General features: G+C 74.1%; 13 protein-coding genes. 9 read left to right on the top strand and 4 right to left on the bottom strand.

Annotated elements, in window-relative coordinates; translation table 11 throughout:
• Window positions 1–12 precede the first annotated feature (12 nt).
• A complete protein-coding gene (locus O7628_RS06070; protein WP_278128965.1) occupies window positions 13–504 on the top strand; it encodes a TspO/MBR family protein in 492 nt (163 codons plus the stop codon).
• A gap of 69 nt (window positions 505–573) precedes the next feature.
• On the opposite strand, the gene O7628_RS06075 is transcribed toward O7628_RS06070, so the two are convergent.
• Complete coding sequence (locus O7628_RS06075; RefSeq protein ID WP_043966153.1) at window positions 574–1347, bottom strand: M23 family metallopeptidase; 774 nt, start codon at window positions 1345–1347, stop codon at window positions 574–576.
• Window positions 1348–1606: 259 nt separating this feature from the next.
• Here O7628_RS06075 and O7628_RS06080 point away from each other — a divergent pair, with 259 nt between their 5' ends.
• The 5 genes from O7628_RS06080 (at window position 1607) to O7628_RS06100 (ending at window position 7899) form a co-directional block, all read left to right on the top strand.
• Window positions 1607–2953: an ABC transporter substrate-binding protein gene (locus O7628_RS06080; RefSeq protein WP_278128967.1), complete on the top strand. Its 1347-nt coding sequence runs from the start codon at window positions 1607–1609 to the stop codon at window positions 2951–2953.
• Window positions 2954–3022: 69 nt separating this feature from the next.
• Complete coding sequence (locus O7628_RS06085) at window positions 3023–4072, top strand: sugar ABC transporter permease (protein ID WP_278128968.1); 1050 nt, start codon at window positions 3023–3025, stop codon at window positions 4070–4072.
• A gap of 1 nt (window position 4073) precedes the next feature.
• On the top strand, window positions 4074–5039 hold the full coding sequence (locus tag O7628_RS06090) for a carbohydrate ABC transporter permease (protein WP_178066202.1): 966 nt from the start codon (window positions 4074–4076) through the stop codon (window positions 5037–5039).
• A 61-nt stretch (window positions 5040–5100) separates the two neighbouring features.
• Entirely contained in the window at window positions 5101–6123 is a 1023-nt protein-coding gene (locus O7628_RS06095; protein WP_278128970.1) for a LacI family DNA-binding transcriptional regulator, read from the top strand.
• A 99-nt stretch (window positions 6124–6222) separates the two neighbouring features.
• A complete protein-coding gene (locus O7628_RS06100; protein ID WP_278136238.1) occupies window positions 6223–7899 on the top strand; it encodes a glycoside hydrolase family 13 protein in 1677 nt (558 codons plus the stop codon).
• A 537-nt stretch (window positions 7900–8436) separates the two neighbouring features.
• Here O7628_RS06100 and O7628_RS06105 read toward each other — a convergent pair.
• From O7628_RS06105 to xylA, 3 genes are read right to left on the bottom strand one after another with little or no spacing between them, the layout of a single operon-like run.
• Entirely contained in the window at window positions 8437–9861 is a 1425-nt protein-coding gene (locus tag O7628_RS06105) for an MFS transporter (protein WP_278128972.1), read from the bottom strand.
• A gap of 34 nt (window positions 9862–9895) precedes the next feature.
• Entirely contained in the window at window positions 9896–11338 is a 1443-nt protein-coding gene (xylB, locus tag O7628_RS06110; protein ID WP_278128973.1) for a xylulokinase, read from the bottom strand.
• Window positions 11339–11348: 10 nt separating this feature from the next.
• A complete protein-coding gene (gene xylA / locus O7628_RS06115) occupies window positions 11349–12536 on the bottom strand; it encodes a xylose isomerase (protein ID WP_278128975.1) in 1188 nt (395 codons plus the stop codon).
• A 49-nt stretch (window positions 12537–12585) separates the two neighbouring features.
• Here xylA and O7628_RS06120 point away from each other — a divergent pair, with 49 nt between their 5' ends.
• The 3 genes from O7628_RS06120 (at window position 12586) to O7628_RS06130 (ending at window position 16664) form a co-directional block, all read left to right on the top strand.
• Window positions 12586–13842: an ROK family transcriptional regulator gene (locus tag O7628_RS06120; protein WP_278128977.1), complete on the top strand. Its 1257-nt coding sequence runs from the start codon at window positions 12586–12588 to the stop codon at window positions 13840–13842.
• Between the two features lie 132 nt (window positions 13843–13974).
• Entirely contained in the window at window positions 13975–15648 is a 1674-nt protein-coding gene (locus O7628_RS06125) for a PP2C family protein-serine/threonine phosphatase (RefSeq protein WP_278128978.1), read from the top strand.
• The gene (locus O7628_RS06130) at window positions 15645–16664 is read left to right on the top strand and encodes a cobalamin B12-binding domain-containing protein (RefSeq protein ID WP_278128979.1); all 1020 of its coding nucleotides are present in this window, start codon (window positions 15645–15647) and stop codon (window positions 16662–16664) included. The genes O7628_RS06125 and O7628_RS06130 overlap by 4 nt, the downstream gene beginning before the upstream one ends.
• The last annotated feature ends 37 nt before the right edge of the window (window positions 16665–16701 follow it).

Consider the following 16701-nt stretch of genomic DNA (forward strand, 5'->3'; position numbering starts at 1 on the left):
CACCTGCCCCACATGACAGTTTCGGACAGCCTCCGGCGCACGACCGGGAGGCGCGGATGGTGGGCGCTGCTCGGCTTCGGCGCGGCCGTGACGGTCGCCGCCGCCATCGGGGGGCTCGGCGTGCGGGGCACCGCGCAGGAGTACGCGAGCCTGGAGCAGCCGGGCTGGGCGCCCCCGTCCTGGGTCTTCGGCCCGGTCTGGACCCTCCTCTACGCGCTGATCGCGATCGCCGGGTGGCTGGTGTGGCGGCGGGCCGGCTTCGGGCCGGCGCTGTACGCCTGGACGGCCCAGCTCGTGCTGAACGCGATCTGGACCCCGCTGTTCTTCGGCGCGGGCCGGTACGGCCTGGCGTTCGCCGAGATCGTGCTGATGTGGCTGGCCATCGGGGTGACCGTGGCGCTGTTCGCGCGCCTGTCCCGGCCGGCGGCGGCGCTGCTGCTGCCGTACTGGGCGTGGGTCACCTTCGCCGCCGCCCTCAACTTCTCGATCTGGCAGCTCAACTGAGGTGCAAGGAAGGGCCCCCTGTTAACGCTTTCTGTTGCACAGGGGGCCCTTCCTAACCGGGCGCAGCGCTCAGCAGCGCGGGACGTTCGGGATGTAGCCGTCGTACCCGGTGTAGACGTACGCGTCGGCGATGTACCGGCCGCTGCCGATCCGGTCCCAGATCGAGCTGGTGCCGTACGTGCCGGTGACCGTGGTGCCGCTGGTCTGGCAGTGGATCGTCACCTTCGTCCCGTCCGCGACCGTGCCGACCGAGGAGTACCCGGTGCCCGGCCCGGAGCGGACGGTCAGCGGGGTGCCGCTGGTGTCGACCGTGCCGGAGCCGGTGCTCGACGAGCAGTTGTTGTCGCTGGTGTACGTCTTGGTGCCCCAGTACAGCGCCAGGTTGCCGTTGAACCGGACCTGGATGTCGTTGCCGTTGAGCCGCTGCTCGTAGTGCAGGTGCGGGCCGGTGGAGCCGCCGGTGCTGCCGACCCAGCCGATCACCTTGCCGTAGCCGACGCTCTGGCCGACCGAGACGTTGAAGCCGTTGAGGTGGGCGTAGTAGGTGGTGTAGCCGCCACCGTGGTCGATACGGACGTACTTGCCGTAGCTGGTGCCGCCGAGGTCGGTCACCCGGTCGACCGTGCCGGGGGCGCTGGCGACCACCGGGTCGCCCTGGTCGTCGGTGCGGTTGAAGTCGACGGCGTACGCCGGGCTGTGGTCGGAGCGGGTCTGGCCGGACCAGGACTGGCCGCAGGGGAAGGGGACCTTGAAGGTCGGGGCGGCCATGGCCGGGGTCGCCGGCACCAGGGTCGCCGCGATCAGCGCGCCGACCGCCGCGAGGCTGTACCACCGCTTACGCATCCAGCACCTCCGATGTCGATAAACTTCAATCGATTCCCTCCAGCGTGACAGAATCCTGCATCGACCGAAAGGGGTCGCGGCGGGGCGAACACCCCTATCCGTGGGAGCGCGCCCACTACTGGTGAGCCGGTTTCGGGATTGTTACTCGTCCGTGTCCGACTGGGGGTGGACGCGCTCCAATGCAAGCGCTTACATGTGGTGACGCCCATCGGACCGGCGCCGGTTGAACGCGACCGCGCCGGCAAGGAAGGAGAACGGCATGGCGGTCTTTGCCAGACCACGCCAGGCTCTCGCGGTCGCCGGCGTACTGGGGCTGGCGCTCAGCGTCACTGCCTGCGGCACCGGCGACGACAAGAGCAGCGACAAGGCGGACTCCGCGGAGTGTGCGGCTTACGAGAAGTACCAGGGCAACGACGGCAAGAAGGTCACGATCTACTCGTCGATCCGGGACATCGAGGCCGACCGCCTCGACGAGTCCTGGAAGCAGTTCGAGGACTGCACCGGCATCGAGATCGACCACGAGGGCAGCGGTGAGTTCGAGGCCCAGCTCGGTGTCCGGGTCGACGGCGGCAACGCGCCCGACCTCGCCTTCATCCCGCAGCCGGGTCTGCTCAAGCGGTTCGCCGACGCCGGCAAGCTCAAGGCCGCCAGCGCCGACACCAAGGCGATGGCGGAGGAGAACTACTCGGCCGACTGGCTGAAGTACAGCACCGTGAACGGGCAGTTCTACGGCGCCCCGCTCGGCTCCAACGTCAAGTCCTTCGTGTGGTACTCGCCGAAGACGTTCAAGGAGAAGGGCTGGACCGTTCCCACCACCTGGGACGAGCTGATCGCCCTGAGCGACAAGATCGCGGCGGACGGCACCAAGCCGTGGTGCGCGGGCATCGAGTCCGGTGACGCGACCGGCTGGCCGGCCACCGACTGGATCGAAGACCTGATGCTGCGGACGCAGACCCCCGAGGTCTACGACCAGTGGACCACGCACGGCATCCCGTTCAACGACCCGAAGGTCGCCGAGGCGCTCGACAAGGCCGGCACCATCCTCAAGAACGAGAAGTACGTCAACGGCGGCTTCGGCGGCGTGAAGAGCATCGCCACCACCTCGTTCCAGGAGGCGGGCACGCCGATCACCACCGGCAAGTGCGCCCTGCACCGCCAGGCGTCCTTCTACGCCAACCAGTGGCCCGAGGGCACGAAGGTGGCCGAGGACGGCGACGTCTTCGCGTTCTACTTCCCGGCGATCGACCCGGCCAAGGGCAAGCCGGTGCTGGGCGGCGGCGAGTTCGTCGCGGCCTTCGCCGACCGCCCCGAGGTCCAGGCCGTGCAGACCTACCTGGCCTCCGGCGAGTACGCCAACAGCCGCGCCAAGATCGGTGACTGGGTGTCGGCCAACAAGAAGCTCGACCTGGCGAACGTGCCGAACCCGGTCGACAAGCTCTCCGTGCAGATCCTCCAGGACCAGAAGACCGTCTTCCGGTTCGACGGCTCCGACCTGATGCCGGCCGCCGTCGGCGCCGGGACCTTCTGGAAGGGCATGGTCGAGTGGGTCAACGGCAAGGACACCGCCGCGGTGCTCCAGGGCATCGAGACCAGCTGGCCGAAGTGATCTGAGGCGGTGGTCCGGCCCGCCTCGGCGGGCCGGACCACCGGCTGATCCGAACCCGAGGGAGGGTTGATGGAGTTCGACTTCGCCGACGTGCAGCCGAAGTTCCTCATGCTGTTGTACGGGTTGATCGCGTTCGCCGTGGTCGTCGGGGGCCTGCTGCTGCTCCTCGACGCCGTGCCGTCCTGGTTCGCCCGACGCCACGAGGCACAGCTGATCGCCGCCTCGGCGAGCGGGGCTCCACTGCCCCGACGTCGCAAGCCGCGCGAGGGCATGTTCGCGTTCTTCTTCCTGCTGCCAGCGGTGCTGCTGCTCATGATCGGCCTGGTCGTCCCGGCCATCCGCACCACGCTGCTGTCGTTCATGGACGGCGGCAGCCGGAACTGGGTAGGCCTACGTAACTACACCTGGATGTTCTCCGACGACTCGATCGTCCGGGTGCTGATCAACACGCTCGTCTGGGTGCTGCTGGTGCCGCTGGTGGCCACGGCGTTCGGCCTGCTCTACTCGGTCCTGGTGGACAAGGCCCGGTTCGAGTCGGTGGCCAAGTCGCTGATCTTCATGCCGATGGCGATCTCGTTCGTCGGCGCGGCGATCATCTGGAAGTTCGTCTACGCCTACCGGGGCGACGGGCAGGAGCAGATCGGCCTGCTCAACCAGATCGTGGTGAGCCTCGGCGGCGAGCCGAAGCAGTGGCTGCTGGACTCGCCGCTGAACACCCTGCTGCTGATCGTGATCATGGTCTGGATCCAGGCCGGCTTCGCCATGGTGGTGCTCTCCGCGGCGATCAAGGCCATCCCGGCCGACATCGTCGAGGCCGCCCGGCTCGACGGGGTCACCCCGTGGCAGATGTTCTGGCAGATCACCATGCCGAGCATCCGACCCGCGCTGATCGTCGTGGTGGTGACCCTGTCGATCGCCACGCTCAAGGTGTTCGACATCGTCCGCACCGCGACCAACGGCAACTACGACACCAGCGTCATCGCGAACGAGATGTACAACCAGGCGTTCCGGTACGGCCAGAACGGGCAGGGCTCGGCGCTGGCGGTCTTCCTCTTCGTCCTGGTGATCCCGCTCGTGATCTACCAGATCCGCAACCTGCGTCAGCAGCGGGAGGGCTGAGATGACCACTACGACGCCCACGCTCCCCGCCGGGGCACAGGCCACCGGGAAGACCTCCACCACCGCCGGCCGGGTGCGCAAGCGGCTCAACAGCCGCACGGCGACCCTGGTCTCGATCGTCATCGCGCTGTTCTGGACGATCCCCACCTTCGGCCTGTTCGTCTCCTCGTTCCGGCCGGAGGACCAGATCAAGACCACCGGCTGGTGGACGTTCTTCACCAACCCGCAGTTCACCCTGGAGAACTACCAGGAGGTGCTGTTCGGCCGCTCCTCCTCCTCGGGGCAGCTGGCCAACTACTTCGTCAACTCGCTGGCGATCACCATCCCGTCGGTGCTGTTCCCGATCGCGTTCGCGTCCCTGGCCGCGTACGCGTTGGCCTGGATCAACTTCCGGGGCCGGGACTGGGCGTACATCGCGATCTTCGCGTTGCAGATCGTCCCGCTCCAGATGGCCCTGGTGCCGTTGCTGAGGTTCTTCTCCACCGGGGTGAGCCTCGGCGGGGTGACCCTCATGCCCGCCTGGGACCTGGTCGACGAGCAGAAGTTCGTGCAGGTGTGGTTCGCGCACACCTGCTTCGCGCTGCCGTTCGCCGTCTTCCTGCTGCACAACTTCATCGCGCAGCTCCCCAAGGACCTGATGGAGGCGGCCCGGGTCGACGGGGCCACCCACCCCAAGATCTTCCGCACCATCGTGCTGCCGTTGATCACCCCGGCCCTGGCGGCCTTCGGCATCTTCCAGTTCCTCTGGGTCTGGAACGACCTGCTGGTCGCGCTCATCTTCGCCGGGGGCAGCAGCGAAACCGCACCACTGACCGTACGGCTGGCCGAGATGGCCGGCACCCGGGGCAACGAGTGGCAGCGGCTGACCGCCGGCGCGTTCGTCTCGATCGTCGTACCGCTGATCGTGTTCCTGTCGCTCCAGCGGTACTTCGTGCGTGGCCTGCTCGCCGGCAGCGTCAAGGGCTGACTCGCGACCGCCGCCGCCCGCGTCCCCGGGCGGCGGCGGTCCGGGCCGGAGCGGGGTATCCATGACCAAGATCGATGATGTCGCCCGCCTGGCCGGGGTCTCCACCGCAACCGTGTCGCGGGCCCTGCGCGGCCTGCCGACGGTCTCCGCGGCCACCCGCCGCCGGGTCCTCGCCGCCGCCGAGCAGCTCCAGTACGCGGTCTCGCCGAGTGCGTCGCGGCTGGCCGGCGGGCGGACCGCCACCGTGGCCGTGATCGTCCCCCGGATCACCCGCTGGTTCTTCGGCACCGTGGTCGAGGCCGTCGAGGAGACCCTGCACGAATCCGGCTACGACCTGCTGCTCTACAACCTCGGCGGCCGGGAACGCACCCGCCAGCGGGTGCTGGGCACCGCCAACCTGCACAAGCGGGTGGACGCCGTGATGCTGGTCGCCACCCCGCTGCGCCGGGCCGAGCTGGCCGCGCTCACCGTGCTGGACCTGCCCGGCGTGACCATCAGCTCCGGCAGCGGGGTGCCCGGCTGGCCCTGCGTACGCATCGACGACGTGGCCGCCGCGCGGACCGCCACCCGGCACCTGCTCGACCTGGGGCACCGCCGGATCGCGCACATCTCCGGCGACCCGGACGACGAGCTGGCCTTCACCACCCACCTGGACCGACGCCGGGGCTACCAGGAGGCGCTGCGGGCCGCCGGCATCGAGCCCGACCCCGGCCTGGACGTCGAGTCGCAGTTCACCATCGACGGCGGCGAGCGGGCCACCGTCGAGCTGCTCGCCCGGGGCGAGCCGCCGACCGCCATCTTCGCCGCCTGCGACGAGATGGCCATGGGCGCGATGAGCGCGCTGCGCGAGGCGGGCCTGCGGGTCCCGCAGGACGTCAGCGTCATCGGCATCGACGACCACGACCTGTCCGGGGTGCTCGGGCTGAGCACGATCGCGCAGCCGGCGGCGGAGCAGGGCCGGCTCGCGGCCCGCATCCTGCTCGACCCGCTCGACGGCCGGGACCTCCCCCCGCCGGGCGGGCCGCTGATCCTGCCCACCCGTCTCGTGGTACGCGACTCGACCGCCCCGCCCCGGGCGGACTGAACGCGGACCGTCCGCCCGGCACCGGGCAGACTGAACGGGTTCGTCCACGTGCCACCGGGGAACCACGACCGGGATGGCTTCGACACACGGGAGAAGGCCCTGAACACCGACGCGACCCCCCAGCAACAGTCCGCCGGCCCCGCCACCGCCTGGTGGACCGAGGCCGTGATCTACCAGATCTACCCGCGCTCGTTCGCCGACGCGAACGGTGACGGCATCGGCGACCTGCCGGGCATCACCGCCCGCCTCGACCACTTCGTCGAGCTGGGCGTGGACGCGGTCTGGCTGTCGCCGTTCTACCCGTCGCCGCAGGCCGACGCCGGATACGACGTGGCCGACTACCGCGACGTGGACCCGCTGTTCGGGCGGCTCGCCGACGCCGACCGGCTGATCACCGAGGCGCACGCCCGCCGGCTGCGGGTCATCGTCGACCTGGTGCCCAACCACACGTCGTCGGCGCACCGCTGGTTCGCCGCCGCCCTCGCCGCCGCCCCGGGCAGCCCCGAACGCGCCCGGTACGTCTTCCGCGACGGCCTCGGGCCCGACGGCGACCAGCCGCCCAACGACTGGAGCAGCGTCTTCGGCGGCCCGGCGTGGACCCGGGTCACGGAGCCCGACGGCCGGCCCGGCCAGTGGTACCTGCACCTGTTCGACCCCGGGCAGCCCGACCTCAACTGGGACAACCCGGAGGTGCGCGCCGAATTCCTGGACGTGCTGCGGTTCTGGCTCGACCGGGGCGTCGACGGCTTCCGGGTGGACGTGGCGCACGGCCTGATCAAGCAGGCCGACCTGGCGAACTGGCAGGAGCCGCAGGAGATCCTCTCCGGCAACGAGGTCGACAAGCCCCGCCCGCCGATGTGGGACCAGGACGGCGTCCACGAGGTCTACCGGGACTGGCGTCGACTGCTCGACTCGTACGACGGCGAGCGGATCCTGGTCGCCGAGGCGTGGGTGCAGCCCGCCGAGCGGCTGGCCCGCTACGTGCGGCCCGACGAGATGCACCAGGCGTTCAACTTCGAGTACCTCACCGCGTCCTGGACCGCGCCCGCCCAGTACGCGGTGATCACCCGCTCGCTGGAGGCCACCGACGCCGTCGGCGCGCCGACCACGTGGGTGCTGTCCAACCACGACGTCGTCCGGCACGCCTCCCGCCTGGGCCTGCCCGTCGGCACCCCCCGCCCGAACGGCATCGGCGTCGGCGACCCGCAGCCCGACGCCGCGCTGGGCCTGCGCCGGGCCAGGGCGGCCACCCTGCTGATGCTGGCCCTGCCCGGCTCGGCCTACCTCTACCAGGGCGAGGAGCTGGGCCTGCCGGAGCACATGACGCTCCCCGACGAGGTGCGGCAGGACCCGACCTGGGAGCGCAGCGGGCACACCGAGCGCGGCCGGGACGGCTGCCGGGTGCCGATCCCGTGGGAGGCCGACGCCCCGTCGTACGGCTTCGGGCCGACCGACGCGAGCTGGCTGCCCCAGCCGCCGTCGTGGGCCGAGTACGCCCTCGACCGGCAGCGCGACGTGCCCGGCTCGACGTACGAGCTGTACCGCACCGCCCTGCGGCTGCGCCGCGAGCACGGGCTCGGCCGGGGCGGCCTCTACTGGCTGGCCTCGGGTGACGAGGTGGTGAGCTTCCGCAACGGCGACGTCACGGTGCTGACGAACTTCGGCGCGACGCCGGTGCCCGTGCCGGCCGGGGCGCAGGTGCTGCACTCCAGCGCCCCGCTGCCCGACGACGGCACGGTCGGGCAAGACGTCACCGTCTGGTTCCGCGCCGCCTGATCTCCCCGGCCTGGCCCCGCCCGGCCCGCCTGCCCCGACCCGCCTGGTCCGCCCCACGACCTGGCCTGGCCTGGCCCGGCCCGGCCTGGCCTGCCGGGCAGCGGGTGCCCGGCCGGCGTCCCGGGGTGGTCCGGCGGCTGCTGGCGGCTCTGCCGCCGCCTAGGGAGCTGATGTCGTGGATGACTCGCCCCCGTTTCGCCCCGCCCGCCCCGCCGACCGCCGGGGCGGGCGGGGACGCGCGGCAAACAGGGCACGCCAGCGGGACAGGCGGGGCCGGCGGAGCAGGCGGGGCCGGCGGGGCCGCGGCCGTGAGTCATCCACGACATCAGCTCCCTAGGCGGCCGAAGAGGCCCTCGCCGGGAGCGCCGGGAGCGCCCGCCCGACCCCCCACCCGACCCGGCCCAGCCCGACCTGGGCCGACTCGGCCCGACCCCACCCGAGCCGGCCCAGCCCGAGCCGGCCCAGCACGAGCCGGCCCAGCACGGCCCGGCCTAGCCCGACCTGGCCCAGCCCGGCCCAGCACGCGGCCCTCGCGGCCTACAGGCGTTCGGCGCGCTCGTGCAGCAGGGTCCGCACCTCGTCGATGTCGCGCGGTGAGGTGCGGGAGGCCAGCCAGTACATGACGCCGGTCGGCACGAAGAAGAGCTGGAACACGGCCAGCCCGACGGCGTAGTTCAGCGGCGGCGGGAACGCCGCCCGCAGTGCGTGGAAGGCCACCCCGACCAGCCCGTTGCCGGCCGCCCGGCCGATCCCGTTGACCAGGTTGCCGAGGCTGTAGACGGTGCCCCGGTGCTCGGGCGGGTTGACGTCGGCGATCAGGGCGAACCAGTTCGGCGAGTTCGCCGACGTCAGCGCCAGCGCGAGCACGGCGGTGAGCAGGCTCAGCCCGACCGTCGGCTCGGTGACGACGCTCGCCAGGACCGCGCCGGCCACCGCGCCGGTGGAGCCGCCGTCGGGCACGTCGATGCGCAACGGCACGAAGAACAAGACCAGGTAGAACGGCAGCGCCGCGAGGATGCCCACCGCCGCGACCAGCGCCCGGCCCCGGGGGGTACGCCGCTGCACGGCGTCGCCCACCAGCCCGCCGACGATGGACAGCACCCCGCCGAGCTGGAACAGGGTGGCGAAGACGCTGCCGACGACGACGGCGGTGGCCGCCGAGTAGCCCTGGGCCTGGGCCCGCTGGGCGAACAGCACCGGCAGCCAGACCAACGACCCGAAGGCCGCCTGGGCGGTCAGCCCCTGCAGGACCAGCCAGCGGTTGGTGCGCCGGGCCAGGATGCCCGGCAGGTCGGCGCGGGTGATCCGGTAGTCGTACTCCGCGCCGCCCGCCAGCGCGCCGGCCAGCTCCGGCTCGCTCTGCCCGCGCCGGATGTCGTAGGTGAACAGGTACGCCGCCGTCGCCGCCAGGCCGACCACGGTGAGCAGCCAGAACGGCCGCCGCCAGTCGGCGGCCCCGAGCAGGCCGCCGACCAACGTGCCCGCCAGGGTGCCGACGCCCTGGGACAGCCCCCAGAAGCTCATCACCAGCCCTCGGCGGCGCGGCGAGATCAGGTCGGTGACCACCGAGTAGCCGACCGAACCGACCGCGCCGAGGCCGACCGCCGCGACGAGCTGGGCGGCCAGGAACGCCGGGTAGCCCTGCGCCAGCGCGCTGCCGCCGGTGCCGGCCGCCCAGACGAGGGTGCCGACCATGAGCAGCGGCTTGCGGTCGGTGCGGTCGCCGACGTACGCCCAGCCCACGGCGGCCACCGCGCTGACCAGGAAGCTGACGGCGGTGACCAGCCCGAGGAGGCGCTGGGACACGTCGAACGAACCGGAGATCGGGCCGTACAGCGGCGGGACGAGGCCGATCGCCACGTTGTCCAGCGAGGCGAGCAGCACGAACACCAGCACGCTGTACGACCGGTGCACCGCGCCGCCGCCCCAGCCCCGCCGCCGTACCACCGACCGACCCGTCACCGACCCAGCATGCCCGCTGCCGGGTCGGCCCCCGTCAGGCGGGGCGGTCGAGCACCCGGTCGCGGGCCGCCGCGTACCGCTCGCGGACGGCCGCGACGCCGTCGGCCGCGTACTCCTGGGTGCCGGCCGGCGACCAGTCGGGCGCGTCCTGCCCGCCCAGGGCCAGCCAGGCCGCCTGGCGGGCGGCCCCGTCGGCGACGTACTCCCCCGGCGGTGGCACGACCACCGGGCGGCCGAAGACCTGCGGCGCGATGCGGCGCACCGCCGCCGACCGGGCCCCGCCGCCGACCAGGATCACCCGCTCGGCCCGGCAGCCCTGCGCGGTCAGCGCGTCGAGGCCGTCGGCGAGCGCGCAGAGCATCCCCTCGACCGCGGCGCGGGCCAGGTGTGCCGGGGTGGAGGTGCGCAGGGTGAGCCCGTGCACCGCCCCGGTGGCCGACGGCCGGTTCGGGGTCCGCTCCCCCTCCAGGTAGGGGACCATCACCAGGCCGTCCGCGCCGGGCGGGGCGGACAGCGCGAGGTCGGACAGGGTGTCGAGGTCGACCCCGAGCAGGGTGGCCGCCGCGTCGAGCACCCGGGCCGCGTTGAGCGTGCAGACCAGCGGGAGATAGCGGCCGGTCACGTCGGCGAAGCCGGCGACGGTGCCGGTCGGGTCGGCCGTCGGCGCGTCGGCGACGCTGAACACGGTGCCGGAGGTGCCGATGGAGACGACCACGTCGCCGGGGCGGGCACCGACGCCGAACGCGGCGGCCGCGTTGTCGCCGGCCCCCGGGCCGAGCACCGCCCCGCCGGGCCCCCCGCCGGCGGCGAGCGCCGCCGGGTCGACGGCCCCGGCGGTCTGGGTCGGCCCGAGCACGACGGGCACCTCCAGCCGCCGGCCGAAGGCGCGTTCGAGCAGGTCGAACCGGTATTCGCCGGTGGCCGGGGACCAGTAGCCGGTGCCGCTGGCGTCGCTGCGGTCGGTGCGCAACGCGTCCAGGCCGGGCGCGCCGGCCAGCCGCCAGGTCAGCCAGTCGTGCGGCAGGCAGACGGCGGCGACCCGGTCGGCGTTGGCCGGCTCGTGCCGGGCCAGCCAGCGCAGCTTGGTGGCGGTGAAGCTGGCCACCGGGACGACGCCGACGGCGTCGGCCCAGAACCGTCCGCCGGCCTCGCCGCCGCCGGCCTCGGAGATCAGGTCGGCGGCGGCGCCGGCGGAGCGGGTGTCGTTCCACAGCAGCGCCGGGCGGACCACCTCGCCCGACTCGTCGAGGCAGACCATGCCGTGCTGCTGGCCGGCGACGGAGACGGCCGCGACGTCGGCCAGGCCGCCGGCCTGCGCCACGGCGGCCTCCAGGGCCGCCCACCAGGCCGCCGGGTCGACCTCGGTGCCGTCGGGATGGGCGGCACGGCCCGAGCGCACCAGCGCTCCGGTCTCCGCGTCGCGGATCACCAGCTTGCAGGACTGGGTGGACGAGTCGAACCCGGCGACCAGGGGCATGGCGGCGGCCTCAGCGAGCGCCGAGCAGGTGCTCGACGGCCAGCTGGTTGAGCCGGACGAAGTGGAAGCCCCGCGCGGCGGCGGCGTCGACGTCGTACTCCTCGAAGGAGGCGCGGTCGGCGAGCAGCCCGGCGTAGCCCTCGCCGTCGGCGACGGTCGGGATGGCCAGGTCGCCGACGCGGCTCGCGGCGAGGGCCTCGGCCACCTCCGGGTCGGCCCGGAACGCCGCGGCCCGCTCCTTGAGCAGCAGGTAGGTGCGCATGTTCGCCTCGGCCGAGGCCCACACGCCGGTGAAGTCCTCGGTGCGCGAGGGCTTGTAGTCGAAGTGCCGGGGGCCGTCGTAGGCGGGGCCGCCGTCGGGGCCACCGTTCTCCAGCAGGTCCACCAGGGCGAACGCGTTCATCAGGTCGCCGTGGCCGAAGACGAGGTCCTGGTCGTACTTGATGCCGCGCTGGCCGTTGAGGTCGAGGTGGAACAGCTTGCCCTGCCACAGCGCCTGGGCGATGCCGTGGGCGTAGTTGAGCCCGGCCATCTGCTCGTGGCCGACCTCGGGGTTGAGGCCGACCATCTCCGGGCGGGCCAGCGTGGAGATGAACGCCAGGGCGTGCCCGACGGTGGGCAGCAGGATGTCGCCGCGCGGCTCGTTCGGCTTCGGCTCGATGGCGAAGCGCAGGTCGTAGCCGCGGTCGACGACGTACTCGCAGAGCAGGTCGACGCCCTCGCGGTAGCGGTCCAGCGCCGCGCGGATGTCCTTGGCCAGGTCGTACTCGGAGCCCTCCCGACCGCCCCACATCACGAACGTCTTGGCGCCCAGCTCGGCGGCGAGGTCGACGTTGCGCAGCACCTTGCGCAGCGCGTACCGCCGCACGTCGCGGTCGTTGCTGGTGAAGCCGCCATCCTTGAACACCGGGTGGGTGAACAGGTTGGTGGTGACCATCGGCACGACCAGGCCGGTCTCGTCGAGGGCCTTGCGGAACCGGGCGAGCTGGGCGTCGCGGGCGGCGGAGTCCGCGCCGAACGGGATCAGGTCGTCGTCGTGGAAGGTGATCCCGTACGCGCCCAGCTCGGCGAGCTTGTGCACGGCCTCGACGGCGTCGAGCTCGCCGCGGGTGGCGTCGCCGAACGGGTCGCGGGCCTGCCAGCCCACCGTCCAGAGGCCGAAGGAGAATTTGTCGGCGGGGGTGGGACGGGGTGCCATGGCAGACCTCCGGTAGCTATTTGTTCAGTGGTTGAATTATTTGGCGGGCATGTGGCACTGTCAAGGGGTGACCCGCCCCGCCCCTGTCCCCGGGGCGGTCCGCCAGGGCAGCCTGCGCGAGCTGAACCTCGCCGTGGTGCTCGGCCGGATCGCCGCCGCGCCCCGCCCACCGTCGCGGGCCGACGTGGCCGCCTCGACCGGCCTGACCCGGGCCACCGTCTCGGCCGTCGTCGACGACCTCATCGCCGGCCGGCTGGTCGCCGAGTCGGATCCCGCGCCGCGCAACGGGGCGGGCCGTCCGGCGCGCGGGCTGGTGCTCGCCGGGTCGGGTCCCGCCGGCCTCGGGCTGGAGATCAACGTCGACTACCTGGCCGCCTGCGTGGTCGACCTGGCCGGCGAGGTCCGGCACCACACCGTGCGCCGGGCCGACCTGCGCCCGGTCTCCCCCGCCGACGCCCTCGCCCGGCTCGTCGCGCTGGCCGCCGAGGCGCGGGCCGACGCCGAGCGGCAGGGCCTCGACCTGGCCGGGGTGGCCCTCGCCGTGCCCGGCCTGGTCGGCGACGCCGGGCTGGTCCGGCTCGCCCCCAACCTGGGCTGGCGCGACGTGGCCGTCCCCGAGCTGCTGGCCGACCACCCGCCGCTGGCCGGGCCGGTGCCCGGGGTCCCGCCGCTGGTCGTCGACAACGAGGCCAACCTGGCCGCCGTGGGCGAGCTGCACGCCGACCCGACCGGGCCGGCGAGCTTCCTGCACGTCTCCGGCGAGGTGGGCATCGGCGCCGGGATCGTCCTCGACGGCGCGCTGTTCCGGGGGGTCCGTGGGTGGAGCGGCGAGATCGGTCACATCCCCGTGCAGCCGCAGGGGCGGCCCTGCCGCTGCGGCGGCCGGGGCTGCCTGGAGCAGTACGCGGGCCAGGAGGCCGTGCTCGCCGCCGCCGGGCTGGACCGGGCGGACCTGCCGGCGGACACCGCCGCCGCGCGCTTGGCCGACCTCGCCGCCGCCGGCCACCCCGCCGCCCTGGCCGCGCTGGCCGAGGCGGGGCAGGCCCTCGGGGTCGCGGTGGCGGGCGTGGTGAACCTGCTGGACCTGGACACCGTGGTCCTCGGGGGCGGCTACGCGCTGCTCACCCCCTGGCTGCGGCCGGCGGTGCTGGCCGAGGTGTCCCGGCGGGTGCTCACCGCCGGCTGGGCGCCGGTCACCGTACGCCCGTCGACGCTCGGCCCCGAGGCCGCCGTGGTCGGCGCGGCCGGCTCGGTCGTCCGCCGGATCGTCGCCGAACCGGTCGGCTGGCTGACCCGGCAGTCCTGACCTCCCCTTCCGCTCGATGGGCGACCGTCGGAGCCCCTCGGTACGCTTGCCCGAAGGCAAGTTCTCGGCAGCGGAGGAGCGCACGACCAGCATGCACACAGCGCCTCCGACCGGTGCGGCCGGCGACCGGCCGTGACGACCACCCGACGGGGCGGTCTCGCCGGGCCGGTCAGCGGCGGCGGGCAGGCGTCCCGCCCGGCGCACCGACGCCCCGCCGAGTCCCCGCTGCCGGCCGACTCCGGCCTGGCCCGGGAGCTGCTGGACGGGCTCGCCGAGGCGGTCGTCACCGCCGACCACGCCGGCGTGGTCACCCTGCTCAACGCTATGGCGAGCGAGCTGCTGCCGGAGCTCGCACCGGGCGGCGAGCTGGCCGGGTGCGCGGTGCCCGCGCTGGCCGGGGCCGCGGCGGCCGGCGCGGACACGTTCGACGCCGAGCACCACGGCCGGCGGTTGCACGGCGTCCGCCGCGCGCTGCGGGGCGGCCGGTTCGCCTGGTACGTGCGCGACGTCACCGAGGAGCGCGCCCGCACCGACGCCCTGCTGGCCGAGCGGTCGCGCACCACGTTCCTGGCCCAGGCCGGCAGCCGGCTCGGGCTCTCCCTGCACCGCGAGCAGACCCTGCGGGCCGCGGCCACCCTCCCGGTGCCGTACCTCGCGGACGCGGCGCTGGTCGTGCACCGCCCGCCGCCCCCGGCCGAGGACGCCCCGCACTGGCTCCGGTACGCCGAGGGCGACCGGGGCCCGACGGCCGGGGTCTCGCCGGGGGGCCCGCCCCTCGCGGTGCCCGGCCTCGCCGAGGCGCTCGCCGGCGACCACGCCGAGCCGAGCCCCTGGCTGGACGCCGAGCTGGCCGACCTCGACGCCGTGCTGCCGGCGGGCTTCGGGCGGCCCGGCACCGTGCTGGTCAGCCCGCTGCTCGGCGCGGCCGGCGCCGTCGGGGCGCTGGTGCTGATCCGGCGGGTCGGACGGCCCGGCTTCGACGCCCGGGAGATCGAGCTGGCCCGGGAGTTCGCGGCGCGGGCGGGCGCGGCCCTGGCCACCGCCGAGCTCTACGGCGAGCAGGCCCACCTGGCCAGGGTGTTGCAGCACAGCCTCCTGCCGCCCGAGCTGCCCACGATCGGCGGCGTCACCCTCGCCGGCGGCTACCGGGCCGCCGGGGACAGCCTGCGCATCGGCGGGGACTTCTACGAGGTCTTCCCCACCGCCGACGGCGCGCTGTTCGCCCTGGGCGACGTCTGCGGCAAGGGCGTCGGGGCGGCCGTGCTCACCGGCCGCGTCCGCCAGTCCCTCCAGACGCTGCGGCTGGTCGAGCAGCGCCCGCTGGAGCTGATGCGGCTGCTGCACCGGGCCCTGTTCGACGCGCCGGACGCCGCCCGGCGCAGCCAGTTCACCACCGTCCTGCTCGGCACCCTCACCCCCCGGCCCGACGGGGGCCTGCTGGTCCGCGTCGCCGGCGGCGGCCACCCGTCGCCGCTGGTCGTCCGCGCCGACGGCACCGTCGGACAGGTCTGGGTCGGCGGCATGCCGATCGGGGCGCTCCCCGCGCCCCGGTTCGCCGAGACGGAGGTCCACCTCGCCCCCGGCGAGCTGCTGCTCGCCTACACCGACGGGGTGACCGAGGCCCGGGGCGGCGCGGGCGAGGTCGACATGTTCGGCGACGAGCGGCTGCGCCGGGCGGTCGCGTCGGGCGTCGGGCTGCCGCCCGCCGCCCTGGTCGACCGGGTGCTCCAGATCGTCGACGAGTGGCTCGACGGGCAGGCCCACGACGACATCGCGATGCTCGCCGTGCGGGCGGACGGCCCGTGACGGCGGTGTCCGGCGTCGCCGTCGGGCCCGGGGCGGCGGCGGTCGAGGCGTACCTCGCCTGCCTGGACTCCGCCGACCACCCGGCGGCCGTCGGGCTCGCCCTCGGCCTGCTCGACGCCGGGGCCAGCGTCGCGGACGTCCTGGTGGACGTGGTGGCCGTGGCGCAGCGGGAGATCGGCCTGCGCTGGTCGGCCGGGCGGTGGAGCGTCGCCCAGGAGCACGCCGCCACCTACGTCAGCGAGCTGGTGGTCGCCGCCGTCGGCGCGCGGACCACGGGCCGGCCGGCGCGCGGCCACGTGGTGCTGGCCTGCGTGGAGGGCGAGTGGCACGCGCTGGCCGCCCGCATCGTCGCCGAGGTGGTCCGGGCCGAGGGCTGGCGGGTGACCTTCCTCGGCGCCAGCGTCCCCGCCCGCCACCTCGTCTCCTACCTGCACCAGACCGGCCCGGACGCGGTGCTGCTGAGCTGCGTGCAGCCGAGCCGGCTGGTCCGGGCCGGCCGCACGATCGAGGCGTGCCGGTCGGCCGGGGTCCCGGTGGTCGCCGGCGGCCCGGGGTTCGGCCCCGACGGCCGGTGGGCCGCCGCCGTGGGGGCGGCGGCCTGGGGCGCGTCCGCCCGCGACGCGGCCCGGCTGCTGGAGACGGACCTCTTCGCCGGGCACACCGGCCCGCCGCCCGCGACGGGCGGCGACGACTACGCCGCGGTGCTGCGCCGGCGGCGCGACGTCGTGCAGTTCGCCCTGCGCGCGGTGGCCCCGCCCGAGGCGGAGGCCGACCAGTTCGCCGCCGCCGTCGGGCACCTGGTGGACGCGCTCGCCGCCTCGATCCGGGTCGGTGATCCGCAGCTCCTGCTCGACCACACGACGTGGCAGGCCGACCTGCTGGCGGCCCGGGACGGGGGCCGCGGGCCGCTGCTGGACGCCGTGCTGGCGGCCTGCGGCACCGTCCTGGCCGACCATCCCCGCGCGTGCGACCACCTGCGCTGGGCCGGCGAGGTGCAAGGAAGGGCCCCCTGTTAACGCTTTCTGTATAGGAAGGGCCCCCTCCTAACACCTG

Origin of the sequence: Micromonospora sp. WMMD956 (assembly GCF_029626125.1) — a bacterium.
GTDB lineage: Bacteria > Actinomycetota > Actinomycetes > Mycobacteriales > Micromonosporaceae > Micromonospora > Micromonospora carbonacea.